15 protein-coding genes are annotated in these 15,122 nt (G+C 57.7%); 11 read left to right on the forward strand and 4 right to left on the reverse strand.

What is annotated here, in order from left to right; translation table 11 throughout:
- Window positions 1-49 precede the first annotated feature (49 nt).
- Window positions 50-1,159 (forward strand): septal ring lytic transglycosylase RlpA family protein, encoded by a 1,110-nt coding sequence (locus ABI171_RS21615; RefSeq protein WP_348094630.1) that lies wholly within the window; start codon window positions 50-52, stop codon window positions 1,157-1,159.
- A gap of 29 nt (window positions 1,160-1,188) precedes the next feature.
- Here ABI171_RS21615 and ABI171_RS21620 read toward each other — a convergent pair whose 3' ends face one another.
- On the reverse strand, window positions 1,189-1,983 hold the full coding sequence (locus ABI171_RS21620) for a hypothetical protein (protein WP_348094631.1): 795 nt from the start codon (window positions 1,981-1,983) through the stop codon (window positions 1,189-1,191).
- 120 nt (window positions 1,984-2,103) lie between these two features.
- On the opposite strand from ABI171_RS21620, the gene ABI171_RS21625 reads away from it, so the two are divergent.
- The 6 genes from ABI171_RS21625 (at window position 2,104) to ABI171_RS21650 (ending at window position 7,351) form a co-directional block, all read left to right on the forward strand.
- On the forward strand, window positions 2,104-2,835 hold the full coding sequence (locus tag ABI171_RS21625) for a transcriptional regulator (protein ID WP_348094632.1): 732 nt from the start codon (window positions 2,104-2,106) through the stop codon (window positions 2,833-2,835).
- A gap of 227 nt (window positions 2,836-3,062) precedes the next feature.
- Window positions 3,063-3,908: a phosphonate ABC transporter ATP-binding protein gene (phnC, locus tag ABI171_RS21630; RefSeq protein WP_348094633.1), complete on the forward strand. Its 846-nt coding sequence runs from the start codon at window positions 3,063-3,065 to the stop codon at window positions 3,906-3,908.
- Window positions 3,909-4,006: 98 nt separating this feature from the next.
- Entirely contained in the window at window positions 4,007-4,981 is a 975-nt protein-coding gene (gene phnD, locus ABI171_RS21635; protein ID WP_348094634.1) for a phosphonate ABC transporter substrate-binding protein, read from the forward strand.
- Between the two features lie 27 nt (window positions 4,982-5,008).
- Window positions 5,009-5,788 carry a phosphonate ABC transporter, permease protein PhnE gene (gene phnE / locus ABI171_RS21640; RefSeq protein ID WP_348094635.1) on the forward strand — a complete coding sequence of 260 codons (780 nt, stop codon included), beginning with the start codon at window positions 5,009-5,011 and terminating at the stop codon, window positions 5,786-5,788.
- A 129-nt stretch (window positions 5,789-5,917) separates the two neighbouring features.
- Entirely contained in the window at window positions 5,918-6,415 is a 498-nt protein-coding gene (locus ABI171_RS21645) for a GNAT family N-acetyltransferase (protein WP_348094636.1), read from the forward strand.
- An 84-nt stretch (window positions 6,416-6,499) separates the two neighbouring features.
- Window positions 6,500-7,351, forward strand: a complete 852-nt coding sequence (locus ABI171_RS21650; protein ID WP_348094637.1) for a D-hexose-6-phosphate mutarotase — start codon at window positions 6,500-6,502, stop codon at window positions 7,349-7,351.
- 3 nt (window positions 7,352-7,354) lie between these two features.
- Here the strand turns inward: ABI171_RS21650 and fmt are convergent, their stop codons facing one another.
- Both fmt and def read right to left on the reverse strand, forming a co-directional pair.
- Window positions 7,355-8,308 (reverse strand): methionyl-tRNA formyltransferase, encoded by a 954-nt coding sequence (gene fmt / locus ABI171_RS21655; protein ID WP_348094638.1) that lies wholly within the window; start codon window positions 8,306-8,308, stop codon window positions 7,355-7,357.
- A 103-nt stretch (window positions 8,309-8,411) separates the two neighbouring features.
- Window positions 8,412-8,942, reverse strand: a complete 531-nt coding sequence (def, locus tag ABI171_RS21660; RefSeq protein ID WP_348094639.1) for a peptide deformylase — start codon at window positions 8,940-8,942, stop codon at window positions 8,412-8,414.
- A 260-nt stretch (window positions 8,943-9,202) separates the two neighbouring features.
- Here def and ABI171_RS21665 point away from each other — a divergent pair, with 260 nt between their 5' ends.
- On the forward strand, window positions 9,203-10,276 hold the full coding sequence (locus ABI171_RS21665; RefSeq protein WP_348094640.1) for a LysM peptidoglycan-binding domain-containing protein: 1,074 nt from the start codon (window positions 9,203-9,205) through the stop codon (window positions 10,274-10,276).
- Here the strand turns inward: ABI171_RS21665 and ABI171_RS21670 are convergent.
- Window positions 10,270-10,482, reverse strand: coding sequence for a hypothetical protein (locus ABI171_RS21670; protein ID WP_348094754.1), 213 nt, complete (start codon window positions 10,480-10,482; stop codon window positions 10,270-10,272). The genes ABI171_RS21665 and ABI171_RS21670 overlap by 7 nt on opposite strands.
- On the opposite strand from ABI171_RS21670, the gene dprA reads away from it, so the two are divergent.
- From dprA to ABI171_RS21685, 3 genes are all read left to right on the forward strand, one after another.
- The gene (dprA, locus tag ABI171_RS21675) at window positions 10,381-11,499 is read left to right on the forward strand and encodes a DNA-processing protein DprA (protein ID WP_348094746.1); all 1,119 of its coding nucleotides are present in this window, start codon (window positions 10,381-10,383) and stop codon (window positions 11,497-11,499) included. The two genes, ABI171_RS21670 and dprA, sit on opposite strands and share 102 nt — an antisense overlap.
- A gap of 172 nt (window positions 11,500-11,671) precedes the next feature.
- On the forward strand, window positions 11,672-12,151 hold the full coding sequence (locus ABI171_RS21680) for a DUF494 domain-containing protein (RefSeq protein WP_038493694.1): 480 nt from the start codon (window positions 11,672-11,674) through the stop codon (window positions 12,149-12,151).
- Window positions 12,152-12,450: 299 nt separating this feature from the next.
- A complete protein-coding gene (locus ABI171_RS21685) occupies window positions 12,451-15,096 on the forward strand; it encodes a DNA topoisomerase III (RefSeq protein ID WP_348094641.1) in 2,646 nt (881 codons plus the stop codon).
- Window positions 15,097-15,122: the final 26 nt, after the last annotated feature.

The raw sequence follows: 15,122 nt of genomic DNA on the forward strand, positions 1-15,122 counted from the left end.
TGCTGCAGTTATGCATGAGCAATGGCCAGCGGAAAGTCAGGGAGAATGCATGGTAGGCAGGCAGGGCGCGCGGCGCCACGGTAAAGTGAGCACCAGCTACGGCATCGCCGCGTATGCCGGCGCATTGCTGACGGCGCTGATACTGACCGGCTGCGGCTCGTCGCCGAAAGCGCCTTCAGCCTCCTCCGCGCCGACCAAGACCGCTGCGAGCGGCCGTGGGGGGCCGTCGCTGCCCGCGGCAGGCTCCGGCCGCGGCGGCTACTACAAGGATGACGGCCCGGGCGATGTCACGCCAGAAGGGCTGCTGGACGTTCCTGATGCGATTCCCGCCATCGAACCTTATTCGCGCACCGGCAACAAGCCGTATGTGGTATTTGGCAAGACCTACACGCCGCTGACCGACGACCAGCCGTTCAAGCAGCGCGGCACCGGCAGCTGGTACGGCAAGAAATTCCATAATCAAAAGACATCTTCCGGCGAACTGTACGACATGTACAAGATGACCGCCGCCCATCCGACCTTGCCGATCCCGTCCTATGCGCGGGTAACCAATCTGAAAACCGGCGCCCAGGTGATCGTGCGGGTGAATGACCGCGGACCTTTCCATTCCAGCCGCATCATCGACCTGTCCTATACGGCGGCGCTGAAGCTGGGCTACATCGGCAGCGGTAGTGGCCAGCTGGAGGTGGAACGGCTGCTGCCGGCAGATATCATCGCGATGAACAAGCAACGCCAGAACGGTACTTTAGCGTTGCCGCAAGCGCAGCTTGAGCCGGCCAGGGATATCGGCGCGCCGGCGACCGTAGTCACGGAATCCGTCGACATGCCGGTGCTGACGGCGCAGCCGCTGCTGCTCGGCCCGATGCCGTCTGCCGCAGCCAGCGTTGCGCCAGCCGCGGCCCAGGACGATAGCAACAGCACGCTCGCCGCCGGCTTCTACCTGCAGTTCGGCGCCTATTCCCAGCAAGCCAATGCCGACGGCGCCCGCGCCCGTCTCATGCAAGAGTTGAGCGGCGTAGTCAATTCGCTTAACAGCGTTGCGGTCAACGGCTTGTATCGCTTGTATGCCGGACCTTACGCCAGCCGCTCCGACGCCAACAGCATCCTGCAACAGATCCGCCAGCGCACCAGCGTCAATCCGATTGTGGTGCAGCGCTAGATTATTGGCCGGGTACTGTCGCAGATCGGCTAGACGGCCAGCCGATCTATCCCTGCTGTCAAATCGTTCCATTCCCGAGTACGCCGGACTACCCGGCAGACCAGCACGCCCGCTGCCGCAGTTGCCAGCAAATGCTTGAGCGTGTGGCCGCTGATGACTCCCAGAAGATCAAACAGCTGGTGATCGTTCAGTTCCGCGATCTTTGCCCCGACATACAGCAACAGGGCGATGCCAACGGCGCGGCGGTCTGCAACCGGGGCCCGGTAAATCCACTGCCAGAGCGGGATCAAGACCAGCGGCAAGCCCTGTATCAGCAGATACGGCCGCAGATCGCCGACGCCATGGCGTTCGCCCAGCCACCACCAGCCGACGCTGAATAATGCGCAGACCGCCAGTAGTGCGACATTTGCCTTGCTGTCGACATTGGTGACGGTCTCCGCCCTGATAGCCGCCAGCAAACCGGTGCAAGCCAGGGCAATCGGCAAGCGGTCCCATAGCAGCCGTGAATTGTCCGGCGCCAGGTGGTAAAAGCCGGAACCCAGTGCGGTCAGCAACAAGCCGGCCAGGAACAGGTGATAACCACGCCAACCAGCTTCGAGAAATGCCTGTTCGCGTACTTTCCGTAATCTGAACAAGCCCCATACAGCGATTAATGCAAAGCCGAGATTGGAAAAAACATCGGCGGCATGCGGTACCCTCATGAAGGCAGACTGGTCGGCAAATTCGTTGTAGTGCGGCAGTTGCGCTATCGGCCCGTGAAATAAAAACAGGCCGCAGATTGTCGTGGTGACTAGCGTCGGCAGATAGACAAGCAAACGTCTCAAGATGCATCCCCTTGGTAATGGTGTGCTCGCAGATTGCCGGAATATCGCTATAAATGGTACTTTATAGAAACAAGTATTTAATTCTATAAAGGAAAGTATCGAATTCCGATACTAGTCGTCATGACCGAAGCAACCCAACTCGTCGTAACGCTCAAGCAGCAACTGAGGCAGCAAGGCAAAACCTATCGCGACGTCGGGCGCGAGCTGGGCATGTCGGAAGCGAGCGTGAAGCGCATGTTCGCCTCGGGGCGCTTTGCCCTTGAGCGATTGGTGCAGGTGAGTAACATGCTTGGTTTCACCTTGGCGGAGCTGGCGCAAACCGCCAGCGCCGGCGAACTGAGACTGCGCGTGCTCAGCGCTGAGCAGGAACAAGAACTGGTGTCGGATCCGAAGCTGCTGCTGGTAGCCGCTTGCGCGCTTAACCATTGGACCCTGATTGACATCCTCGCGGCTTATCGCTTGAGTGAAGCGGAATGTTTACAACGCCTGCTGCGGCTCGATCGCTTGCGCCTGATCAGCCTGTTGCCGGGCAACCGGATCCGGCTGGATGTCGCGCGGGATTTCGACTGGATCCCGGAAGGCCCGATCCGCAAATATTTCCGAGAGCAAGGGCTGGGCGATTTTCTCGACAGCGGCTTCAACCGCGCCGATGAGTCATTGACGTTTTCCAATGGCATGCTGACGGAAGCCGCCATCGTTAAAATGCAAGGCGAGCTGCGCCAAGTCCGCCTCAAATTCGCCGAACTGCACGAAGAAAGCCTGGCCTCGCCTTTGGCCAAGCGGCGCGGCAGCGGCATGTTGCTGGCGATGCGGGAATGGGAACCGGCCGGTTTTACCCGCTTGCGGCGCTAACCGGTTCCGGTTTATCTGCAGTGTTGATAGCGCGTCAAAAGCTTGCCTGACTTAGGCCTGCATCCAGTATAACCAAGCCCTCTGGGGCCATGGAAATCAAGTAAAACAGACTTGTAGATTGTCTACATTCATGCCTTTTGTAACCGAATGGTCATAAAACATTCATACGCCTGACATATTTGACCGCAATACTTCGGCCATTCAAAAGCGTAATGGCGGTAACAATCATGGTTGAAATCAAAGGTTTGTCAAAGACGTTTCGCGGCGGTTTCCGGGCGCTGGATAATGTCAGCCTGCGCTTCGCGCAGGGCGAGATGGTGGCCTTGATCGGTGCATCCGGTTCGGGAAAATCAACGCTTTTACGGCATATTTCCGGTTTGATGGCGGCAGATGGCGGTGGCGGCACGATTTCCATCGATGGCCACTCGGTACAGAAGGACGGCCTGGTCGACCGCAATATTCGCGCCGTCCGCGCCAACGTCGGTTTCGTGTTCCAGCAATTCAACCTGGTCGGCCGCCTGCCGGTCCTGACCAATGTGCTGACCGGAGGCCTGTCGCGCATGCCGCTCTGGCGCAGCTGCTTCAAATTGTTTACCGCGGAAGAGAAGGCACTGGGCCTGGAAGCGCTGACGCGGGTCGGCATTTCCGATCACGCCTATAAGCGCGCATCGGCGCTGTCCGGCGGCCAGCAGCAACGGGCGGCGATCGCCCGCACCATCGTGCAGAAGGCGCGCGTGGTGCTGGCCGATGAGCCGATCGCATCGCTGGATCCGGAATCGGCGCGGCGCGTGATGCAAACGCTGGCCGACGTTAACCAGCGCGACAAGAGCACCGTCATCGTCTCGCTGCACCAGGTCGATGTGGCGCTGCGTTTTTGTTCGCGTACGGTGGCGCTGCATAAAGGCCGTGTGGTGTACGACGGCCCGTCCAACGCGTTGACCGAAGCCATGTTGCGCGACCTGTACGGCAGCGAAGCGGAAGACATCCTGGGCGGCTCCAACAGCTTGACCCGGCCGGCGGTCGCAGTGCCGACGCCCTTCGACAGCATACCGGCGCTGGCTGTCGCCGCCTGAGCATAATCGAAATCAGCATCAAAAATCAGCACCAAAAATCAGCACCAAGATACGCGCTACAAATTCATAACACTCATCCCAATCAGGAGTTTCAAATCATGTTTGCAAAATTATTTTCCGGCGTTGCCCTGGCGATGCTGGCGGTGACAGCTTCTGTAGCGCATGCCGACGATGCCAAGGTGCTGAACTTCGGCATCATCTCCACCGAATCGTCGCAAAACCTGAAGCAGGACTGGCAGCCGGTGCTGGACGAAATGAGCAAGCGCATCGGCATCAAGGTCAATGGCTTTTTTGCCTCCGACTATGCCGGCATCATCGAAGGCATGCGTTTCGGTAAAGTGCAGATGGGCTGGTTCGGCAACAAGTCGGCGATGGAAGCGGTAGACCGCGCCAGCGGCGAAGTGTTTGCGCACGTGGTCAATCCGGACGGCACATCAGGTTATTACAGCCTGGTCGGCGTACAAAAAGACAGTCCGTACAAGAGCATCGAAGACGTCCTGAAAAATTCCAAGAGCCTGACTTTCGGCATCGGCGACCCGAACTCGACTTCCGGTTTCCTGCTGCCTAACTACTACATCTTCGCCAAGAACAATGTCGATCCGAAGACAGCGTTCAAGGTCATCCGCACCTCCAACCACGAAGCCAATATCCTGGCCGTGGCCAACAAGCAGCTCGATTCCGCCGTGTTTGCCTCCGACACCATGGACCGCATCGAAGAGCGCCAGCCGGCAGTCGCCAAGGAAGTCCGCATCGTCTGGAAATCGCCGCTGATCGCCGCCGATCCGCTGGTATGGCGCAAGGATCTGCCGGCCGACACCAAAGCCAAGATCAAGGATTTCTTCCTCACCTACGGCAAGACCGGTCCTAACGCAGCGCAGGAAAAAGTGCAACTCGCCAAGCTGCAATACAGCGGCTTTGCAGAATCCAGCAACGTCCAGCTGAATCCTATCCGCCAACTGGAACTGTTCAAGCAAAAGGGCAAGCTGGAAGCGGACGAGAACCTGAGCGCCGACGAAAAGAAAACCAAGCTTGACGACATCAACCGTAAATTGTCCGACCTGGCCAAATCCTAAGCAATGACAAGTTCCGCACCTCTGAAAATGCAAACCACGTACCCGGTCCCGCCTAAGCAATCGATAGGCCGGACGCTGTTCTGGGGCGTGCTGCTGGCAATCCTGATCGCGTCATGGAAGGGCGCCGATATGCGCCCGCTGGAATTGTTGCGCGACGGCGGCAACATGGGCACTTACGCCGCCAGCTTTTTTCCGCCCGATTTTCACGAGTGGCGCACTTACCTGCAAGAGCTGCTGGTGACGATACAGATTGCGGTCTGGGGTACGGCGCTGGCGGTGGTTTGCGCGGTGCCATGCGGTTTGCTGGCATCTTCCAATATCGCGCCTGCCTGGGTCAACCAGCCGGTGCGCCGTTTGATGGATGCGGCACGTGCGATCAATGAAATGGTGTTTGCGATGCTGTTCGTGGTGGCGGTCGGCCTCGGGCCGTTTGCCGGCGTACTGGCCTTGTTTGTGGCGACTACCGGCACCTTGTCGAAATTGTTTTCGGAAGCGGTTGAAGCCATCGATCCACAACCGGTTGAAGGCATCCGCGCTACCGGCGCCAATGCCCTGGAAGAAATCGTCTATGGCGTCTTGCCGCAGGTGATGCCGCTCTGGATTTCCTACGTGCTATACCGCTTCGAAGCCAATGTGCGTTCGGCGACGGTGGTCGGCATGGTCGGCGCAGGTGGTATCGGCGTGATCCTGTGGGAAGTCATCCGCAGTTTCGAATATGCGCAAACCTGTGCTGTGCTGATCATGATCGTGGTTGCCGTCAGCATGATCGATCTGGTTTCATCGCGCATGCGCAAACTGTTTATTTAACCAGTTCCTGCCGCTGTTTTTGCCAATGACGGGGCGCCTGGATTGCAGGCGCCCCGTCATTTTTCCACGCACGGGATTTTCGGTATAGTCTTTATCCTTACGCCTAATCTCGCAATGGAGCAAAGACCGATGACTGCCGCCCCCGATCATTCCCTGCTACAAATTACGGTGCGCCAGGCCACGGCCGACGATGCCGAGACCCTGGTGACCTTGCTTGCCGAGATGGACGATGTCGCCGCTCGTGCGGCCACGCTGGACGCGGATGGCGCTCGCAAGATCATGGCGTCGATGGCTGCCTATCCCTACTTCCGTGCGTACCTGGTATTTGCCGACGGCGTTGCCATAGGCACCTTCAGCATGTTGGCGTTTTGCAGCCTGACCCACGAAGGCACACAACAAGCCGTGCTCGATGCGGTCGTCATCAGCCGCGCTAGCCGCGGCCAAGGCGTCGGCAGTGTGATGCTGGATCATGCGGTACGGATTGCCGGTGAGGCGGGATGCTACAAGATCGCGCTGTCATCCAACCTGAAGCGCATGGATGCACATCGTTTCTATGAAAATTTCGGTTTTACCCAACACGGCATCAGCCTGGCGGTCCCGGTTCCGAAAGCACACCGACTGCCGTAGGAAAGATGGCTGAAAAGCTCTGCCAGCCTTCAGAATTGCCGAACCCGGGCGCATAATACGCGGATAGCCATCGGAGACAAAATTTTGCCAACTTCAGAAAATCCGCAACCGACCAACGGATTCATTATCGCCACTGCCGCCGATGGCGCGCAGGTAAAAGTGAGTTTGCATGGCGCTCATGTGTGTTCCTGGCAGACGCCGGACGGCGTCGAACGGCTGTTCATGAGCCCGTTGAATTCATGGCGCAGCGACAGTGCCATTCGCGGCGGCATCCCGGTGATCTTTCCGCAATTCGCCAGCGAAGGGCCGCTGCCGAAGCATGGTTTCGCACGCGTCAGTTTATGGACTCTGTGGGAGACTTCCAGGCAGATAGATGGCAGCGGCCTGATACGCCTGGGCCTTAGCGATGTAGAAGAAACCCGGCGAATATTTCCGCATGCATTCTCTCTGGAACTGCGCATTGAATTTTCCGGGAAGACGTTGAACATCAACCTAAAGGTGACCAATAACGGCGATCAGTCTTTCGACTTTACTTGTGCCTTGCACACCTATCTGAATACGCAACTTGCCGAGGCTGCGATATACGGCTTGGCCGGCTACGAGTACCGGGATTCCGTCGACGGCCGCCGGATCAAGCACGCGGATCAAGAGCTTCTGCATATCCACGAAGAAGTCGACCGGGTTTATTTTGCAGTCGATAAGCCAATCACCCTAAGCGACCACAAGCACAGCATGATTGCCAGTCAGGCAGGATTTGTCGACGCTGTGGTGTGGAATCCGTGGGAAAACGGCTGTGCAAAAATCGCCGATTTGAAGCTGGACTCTTATCAGCATTTTGTTTGCGTTGAAGCAGCAACGGTCCGGCATCCGGTTACATTGGAGCCGCAGGCAAGCTGGAGCGGATCGCAGAATCTGGAATGCCTCTCGATCGGCTGATATTCAATCGAACTTGCCACCATGCATAGGGAAAGCCCTCAAAAATTCAGCTGCCGGCAACCGCTTGCCACCGGGCCTCTGTAGTTCTGCAATACGCAAAGCGCCATCGCCACAAGCCACCACCACGCCATCCTGAGGATCGGCGCTGACGATGGTTCCCGGTGCTTGGGCGCCGATAGCGGCAACCACCTGTGCCTGCCACAACTTTAATGTGACGCCGGCGAATGAAGCCGAGGCCGCCGGGAAGGGATTGAATGCACGTATTTTGCGTTCCAATACTTCGGCCGAGAACGTGAAGTCCAGCGCCGCTTCTTCCTTGCTGATCTTGGCGGCATAGGTGACGCCCTGTTCCGGCTGTGGCGTGGCCGGCAATGCATCTTGTTCCAGGCGGCGCAGTGCTTCCACAATCATTTCACCGCCTAGCGCCGCCATCTTGTCATGCAGGCTGCCGGTGGTGTCGTCGGCGCAGATCGCCAGTTTTTCGATCAACAGCATGGCGCCGGTATCCAGACCCTGGTCCATTTGCATGATGGTGATGCCGGTCTCGTTGTCGCCAGCTTCGATCGCGCGGTGGATGGGCGCCGCACCTCGCCAGCGCGGTAGCAGAGAACCGTGGATGTTGAGGCAACCGCGCGGCGGAATGTTTAAGACGCTGAGCGGCAGGATCAGACCGTAGGCCGCGACTACCATGATGTCGTGCGGCGTTGCTTGCAACAATGCTTGGGCTTCTGCGGCGACATCGGGATATTTGCCGTCCAGCCGCAGCGATACCGGCTGCGCCACCGGAATCTGGTGATCGCGTGCGAATTGCTTGACCGGCGATGCATGCAGCTGCATGCCGCGACCGGCCGGCCGGTCCGGCTGCGTCAGCACCAGGACGATCTGATGGCCGGCCTCGTGCAAGGCCTTGAGCGCCACTGCGGCGAATTCGGGAGTGCCGGCGAAGATGATTTTCATAGTGAACGATATGACGAATGGTAGCCAAAATGACTGCGGGACAAACTGCAAGATCAGCTAAAAGGCGCTTCTTGCAGTTTGTCCCGCAACTTGGAAAAGATGCTTATCTAGTACCGTATTGCTTGTCGCGCTTCAGCTCGCGTTCTTCCTTGAGCATCTTGGCCTTGATCCGGTTGCGCTTCAACGGTGACAGATACTCAACGAATACCTTGCCTTGCAAGTGATCCATCTCATGCTGGATGCAGACCGCCAGCAAGCCATCGGCATCGACCTCAAACGGATTACCGTCGGCATCCAGCGCACGCACTTTGACCCGCGCGGGGCGTTCGACGCCATCGTAGACGCCCGGCACCGACAGGCAGCCTTCGTCGTAAATCTGTTTCTCTTCGCTGGCCCAGAGAATCTGCGGATTGATGAAAACCCGCAAGTCTGTGCCGCTATCGGAGGTGTCGATCACCATCAGTTGTTCGTGGACGTCGACTTGCGAAGCGGCCAGGCCGACGCCGGGTGCTTCGTACATGGTTTCAGCCATGTCGGCGATCAATTTTTTTAACCGACTGTCAAAAACTGTCACTGGCTTGGCAATTTTATGCAAGCGGACATCGGGATAACGCAGAATATTTAATAAGGACATGCTTGAATGCGTAACAATTAGGCGGTTTGGAAGGGGTTTTCTCTTGCTAGTTCAATCGTTTATGGGCAAAATTTGATTCACTATGGCAAGTTTTTTGCTTTCTTTTGCTGTTTTTGCTTTTACCTAGATCAAATGCCATGGCGACGAACCAGCCAGAAGCCTGCCGGGCAGGGGAAGATCAGCTTGCGCTTTGATCCCCTGAGCTGGACAGTCTCCTGCGATGCAGGCGCCAATTTAACGCAGTATTCACCGGAAACAATATGAAAAAGTTTAGCACAGCTGCACTCCTTCTTGCTTTATGCACCGGATTTGGCATTTCCAGCATGGCCAGCGCGCAGGCGGTCAAGCCCATGCGCTGCGAGTTTTTGCCGAATGCGCCGGACCAGCACGTGGTAGTGCGTGGCGACACGCTGTGGGGGATTTCCGGTCAGTTTTTGCAACATCCATGGTGCTGGCCACAGGTGTGGGGTTTGAATCAGGACGAGATTCGTAATCCGCACTGGATTTATCCAGGCCAGATCGTGTATTTCGATCGCGTCAATGGTCGCCTGCGTTTGGGCAATACCACCAGCGGTGAGGGCGGCGTGGTCAAATTGTCACCGCAAACCCGGGTGCAAGGTATCGGCCGCGATGCGATCACGACGATTTCCACCGACGCCATTGGTCCTTTCCTGTCGCAACCGTTGATCATCGAAGGCGATGATTTGAAAACCGCGCCGCATATCGTGGCCGTGCAGGAAGGCCATGTGAACCTGGGCAAGGGCGATAAAGCCTATGTGCGCGGCAATCTCGCGGATGCGACGGCTTTCCAGGTATTTCGTCCTGGCAACGCGCTCAAGGATCCGGTCACCGGCAAGGTCATCGCCAATGAAGCCTTGTATCTGGGCACCTTGAAACTGGAGCGCCGCGGCAGCACGCCCGATGAGGCGGCAACTTTCAGCGTGGTCGACACCAAGGAAGAAATGCAGGTCGGCGACCGCATCATTCCGCGTCCGGTCGAGCCGATCCTGAATTATGTGCCGCATGCGCCTGCCGGCCCTGTCGACGCCCGTATCGTCTCCATCTATGGCGGCGTGGCGACGGCGGCGCAGAACCAGATCGCCACCATCAACCAGGGCAAGGCTGACAACATTGACGTCGGCACGGTGTTGCAGCTGTCGCGTCTGGGCCAGGTCATCAAGGATCCTGCCGATCACAACAAGAAGGTCAAGCTGCCGGACGAACAATACGGTACCCTGTTCATCTTCCGCGTGTTCAACCATATTTCGTATGGCCTGATCATGGAAGTGCAAAATACGGTCGATATCGGCGACATCGCCAGATCTCCTCAATAAAGGTTCTTGCTGTTAATAAAGATAATCTTCATGACGATGGTGGCGCGGATCCAAGCCACCATCCGGCTGCAACCGATGCCGATGATCTGGCAGCCTGGTTGCGTCTGGAACAAACTGCCGGTGTCGGCGCCGAAACCGGGCGTCGGCTGCTGGCTGCCTTCGGTTTGCCTGAGAGCATCTTTTCCTCTTCTTTTTCCGCTCTGCACAAAGTGGTGCCTGATCGTATTGCCTATGCTTTGCTGGCGCCGCCATCGGACGCTACCCGGGCGCTCGTCGAACGTACCCTTGAGTGGCTGCAGCAACCCGCAAACCGATTAATCACCCTGGCTGACGCTGCTTATCCACAAGCTTTGCTGGACATCGCCGACCCGCCGCTGATGCTGTATGTGAAGGGCCGCGTCGAATTGCTGGCGCGACCGGCAATGGCGGTGGTCGGCAGCCGCAACGCGACTGTGCAGGGTATCGCCAACGCCGACCGCTTTGCCGAAGTGCTGAGCCAGCGTGGCCTGACCATCATCTCGGGGTTGGCTTTAGGGATCGATGCGGCCGCCCATCACGGCGCTTTGCGTGGCGCCGCTGGTAGCCCGGAGGCAGGCAGTACGATCGCCGTGATCGGCACCGGCGCCGATATTGTCTATCCGGCGCGCAATCGCGGGCTGGCGCATCAGATCGCCGAAGCGGGCTGCATCGTCAGCGAGTACCCGCTGGGCATGCCCGGCATAGCGGCCAATTTCCCGCGCCGCAACCGCATCGTTTCCGGTCTGGCGCGCGGTGTGCTGGTGGTGGAGGCCGCAGCCCAATCCGGTTCTCTGATTACCGCCAGGATGGCTGCGGAGCAGGGACGCGATGTCTTTGCGATTCCCGGCTCCATCCACTCGCCGTTGTCGAAGGGTTGCCATCAACTGATCAAGCAGGGTGCCAAACTGGTCGAATCGGCGCAGGATATTCTGGAAGAGTTGAGTACTTTCCAGATGATAGCTGCAGTGAATGCGGAAGCGGGCGTTGCCGACAGCGAGCCTCAGATAGCCGGTGAAATCGACGAGGCCGTAGCCGACGACAATCAAAAGCTGCTGCGGCAACTCGGGTATGATCCGGTCAGTTTCGATGTGCTGGCGGCGCGTAGCGATAGCGACGCGGCCAGCCTCAACGGCCAGCTGCTTGAGCTGGAACTGGCAGGCCGGATCGAAGTTTTACCGGGCGGTTTATACCGCCGTATCGACTGATATTGCCATACTGCGCCTGAAGGGCATTTTGCCATTTCGCGCAGCTTTGCCCAAATCCTGCGATACTAATATACGTATACTGACGATCAAAGTTGCAACATTGCTGCAATGCATTTCACACTTACGTCGCACTTTACTTGTCATACCCTTACCTTAGCGATACAGTAGAACCATGTTTGAAGTCCTTGTTTATCTGTATGAAACTTATTACCGGCCCGATGCCTGCCCTGAACCGGAGGCCTTGGTCAAGAAGCTGTCGGCGATCGGTTTTGAAGAAGACGAAATCACCAAAGCGCTCGGCTGGCTGACCGATCTGGCGGAAGCCAATCACGAATTCGCCGACAAGTATCCGCAGCAAACCTCTTTTTCTTTTGGCATCCGCATCTACGCCCAGCAGGAAATCGACGTGCTGGGGATCGCTGCGATCGGCTTCATCCAGTTCCTGGAGTCGGCCAAGATGCTCAACCCGGTGCAACGCGAGATAGTCATCGAGCGCGCACTGACCGTCAGCGAGACTCCGGTCCCGCTCGACAAACTCAAGGTGATCGTGCTGATGGTGCTATGGAGCCAAGGCAAGGAACCGGATGGCTTGATGTTCGACGAGCTGTTTCTCGACGAAGACGAGGACCCGGAACCGCGCCTCTTGCATTAGCCGCGGCAAGCGCCATCTGAGGCATGCCGGCAAGATACCGGCAAAACCGCGGTCCGCCGCGCTTGCGACTTTCCCGACAACCCGCTTATCATTGCCGCAATAATTGCTAACCGTGGCGTAATTTTGATGTCAGCCTGGGAGTTGACAGCAAAATCGTCTGGCGCGAGTGGTATATTAAATGAGAGAATTTCTCTCTGGCAACTAAAATTCCGAATTGCCACAATGGTGAAACACTGATCCATTGCGTGCAAAAAGCAAAAAATGCGCTGAAACATGGCGCGCTACTTCGAGACAACACTATGAGCAAGACCCTCATCATTGCCGAGAAACCTTCTGTCGCGAACGATATCGCGAAGACGCTCGGCGGCTTCACCAAGCACGATGAGTACTTTGAATCCGACGAATACGTCCTGTCATCGGCCGTTGGCCATCTGCTGGAAATCGCGGTTCCTGAAGAATACGACGTCAAGCGCGGCAAATGGACCTTCACCCATCTGCCGATGATTCCGCCGCATTTCGCGCTGAATCCGATTGCCAAGACCGAGGCGCGCCTCAAGGTGCTCAACAAGCTGATCAAGCGCAAGGATGTCACGTCCCTGATCAACGCCTGTGACGCCGGGCGTGAAGGCGAGCTGATTTTCCGCCTGATCGCGCAACATACCAAAGCCAAGCAGCCGATCAAGCGGCTGTGGCTGCAATCGATGACGCCGGGTGCGATACGCGACGGTTTTGCCAATTTACGTGAAGACAAGGACATGCTGCCGCTGGCCGACGCGGCCCGCAGTCGCAGCGAGGCTGACTGGTTGATCGGCATCAACGGCACGCGCGCAATGACCGCCTTCAATTCGAAAGAAGGCGGCTTCTATTTGACCACCGTCGGCCGGGTGCAGACGCCGACGCTGTCGATCGTGGTCGAACGCGAAGAGAAAATCAAGAAGTTCGTACCGCGCGATTTCTGGGAAGTACGCGCCGAGTTCGTGTGCGCAGCCGGCATCTACGAAGGCCGCTGGCTCGATACTGCCCACAAGAAGGACGAGAACGATCCGGAAAAGCGCGCCGAGCGTCTATGGAGCAAAGCCGCCGCCGAATCAATCGTCGCCGCCTGCCGCGGCAAGATGGGTGCCGTGCGTGAAGACTCCAAGCCGACCACTTCGATGGCGCCGGCGCTGTTCGACCTGACCAGCTTGCAGCGCGAAGCCAACTCACGCTTCGGCTTCTCCGCCAAGAACACCCTCGGCCTGGCGCAAGCGCTGTACGAAAAGCACAAGGTGCTGACCTATCCGCGTACAGATTCGCGCCATCTGCCGGAAGATTACCTGAGCACCGTCAAGCAAACGCTGGAAACAGTCTCGGAGAACAACAACTATCAGCAGTTCGCTGCACAGATCCTGAACAAGGGCTGGGTCAAGCCGAACAAGCGGATCTTTGACAACACCAAGATCAGCGATCACTTTGCGATCATCCCGACCCCGCAGGCGCCGAAGAACCTGTCGGAGCCGGAACAAAAATTGTACGACCTGGTGACGCGCCGCTTCATGGCGGTGTTTTTCCCGGCCGCAGAATTCCAGGTCACCACCCGTTTCACCGAAGTCTCCGGCCATCAGTTCAAGACTGAAGGCAAGGTCATGACCAATCCAGGCTGGCTGGCCATCTACGGCAAGGAAGCCGCGGATGAAAAGGATACGGAAAATAGCGGCACGCTGGTTGCCGTGGCCAAGGATGAGAAGGTCAAGACCGACAAGATCACCGGCAATGGCCTTGTCACCAAGCCGCCTGCGCGCTATACGGAAGCGACCTTGCTGTCCGCCATGGAAGGCGCCGGCAAGCTGCTCGACGACGGCGATCTGCGTGAAGCGATGGCCGGTAAAGGTCTTGGCACACCAGCTACACGGGCGGCGACGATTGAAGGTTTGATCTACGAAAAATACCTGCTGCGCGAAGGCCGGGAAATGATTCCGACCGCCAAGGCGTTCCAGTTGATGACCTTGTTGCACGGTCTGGGCGTTGATGAACTGACCGAGCCAGAGCTGACCGGCGAGTGGGAACACAAGCTGTCGCAGATCGAGCGCGGCACCATCAGCCGTGAAGAATTCATGCGCGAAATTGCGCAGCTGACCCAGATCATCGTCAAGCGCGCCAAGGAATACGATAACGATACGATACCGGGCGACTACGCGACGTTGCTGGCGCCGTGTCCGAACTGCGGCAGCGTGGTCAAGGAAAACTATCGTCGCTTCGCCTGCACCAAGTGCGAATTCTCGATGAGCAAGACGCCGGGTAGCCGTCAGTTTGAAATTCCGGAAGTCGAAGAATTGTTGACCAAGCGCACCATCGGTCCGTTGCAAGGCTTCCGCTCGAAGATGGGCCGGCCGTTTGCCGCGATCCTGAAAATCAGCCGCGACGAAGAAATCAAGAACTTCAAGCTGGAATTCGATTTCGGCCAGAACGATGAAGGCGAAGATGGCGAAGGCGTCGACTTCACCGGCCAGACCGCGTTGGGCCCATGTCCGAAATGCGCCAGCGGCGTGTATGAAATGGGCCTGGCCTACGTTTGCGAAAAAACAGTAGCCAAGCCGAAGGCTTGCGATTTCCGTAGCGGCCGCATCATTCTCCAGCAGGAAATCCTGCCTGAGCAAATGGTCAAGCTGCTTAACGATGGCAAGACCGATTTGCTGCCTGGATTTATCTCGCAACGCACCCGCCGTCCGTTCAAGGCCTTCCTGGTCAAGGGCAAGGATGGCAAGGTCAGCTTTGAGTTTGAAGAGCGCAAAGCCAAGGCGCCCGCCAAGGGCAAGGCCAAGGCGGCAGCGGTTGAAGCGGAAGACGGCGCGGTTGAAGTCAAGGTAGTAGCCAAGAAGCCGGCGGTCAAGAAACCTGCTGCTAAAAAACCAGCGGCTAAAGCGGCGGCACCCAAAAGAGTCGTGGCCAAACGCAAGGCAGCTTAAGTGCTGATCTGCACCGGAAAAGCCGC

It is taken from the genome of Collimonas sp., assembly GCF_039923675.1.
Taxonomy (GTDB): Bacteria; Pseudomonadota; Gammaproteobacteria; order Burkholderiales; family Burkholderiaceae_D; genus Collimonas.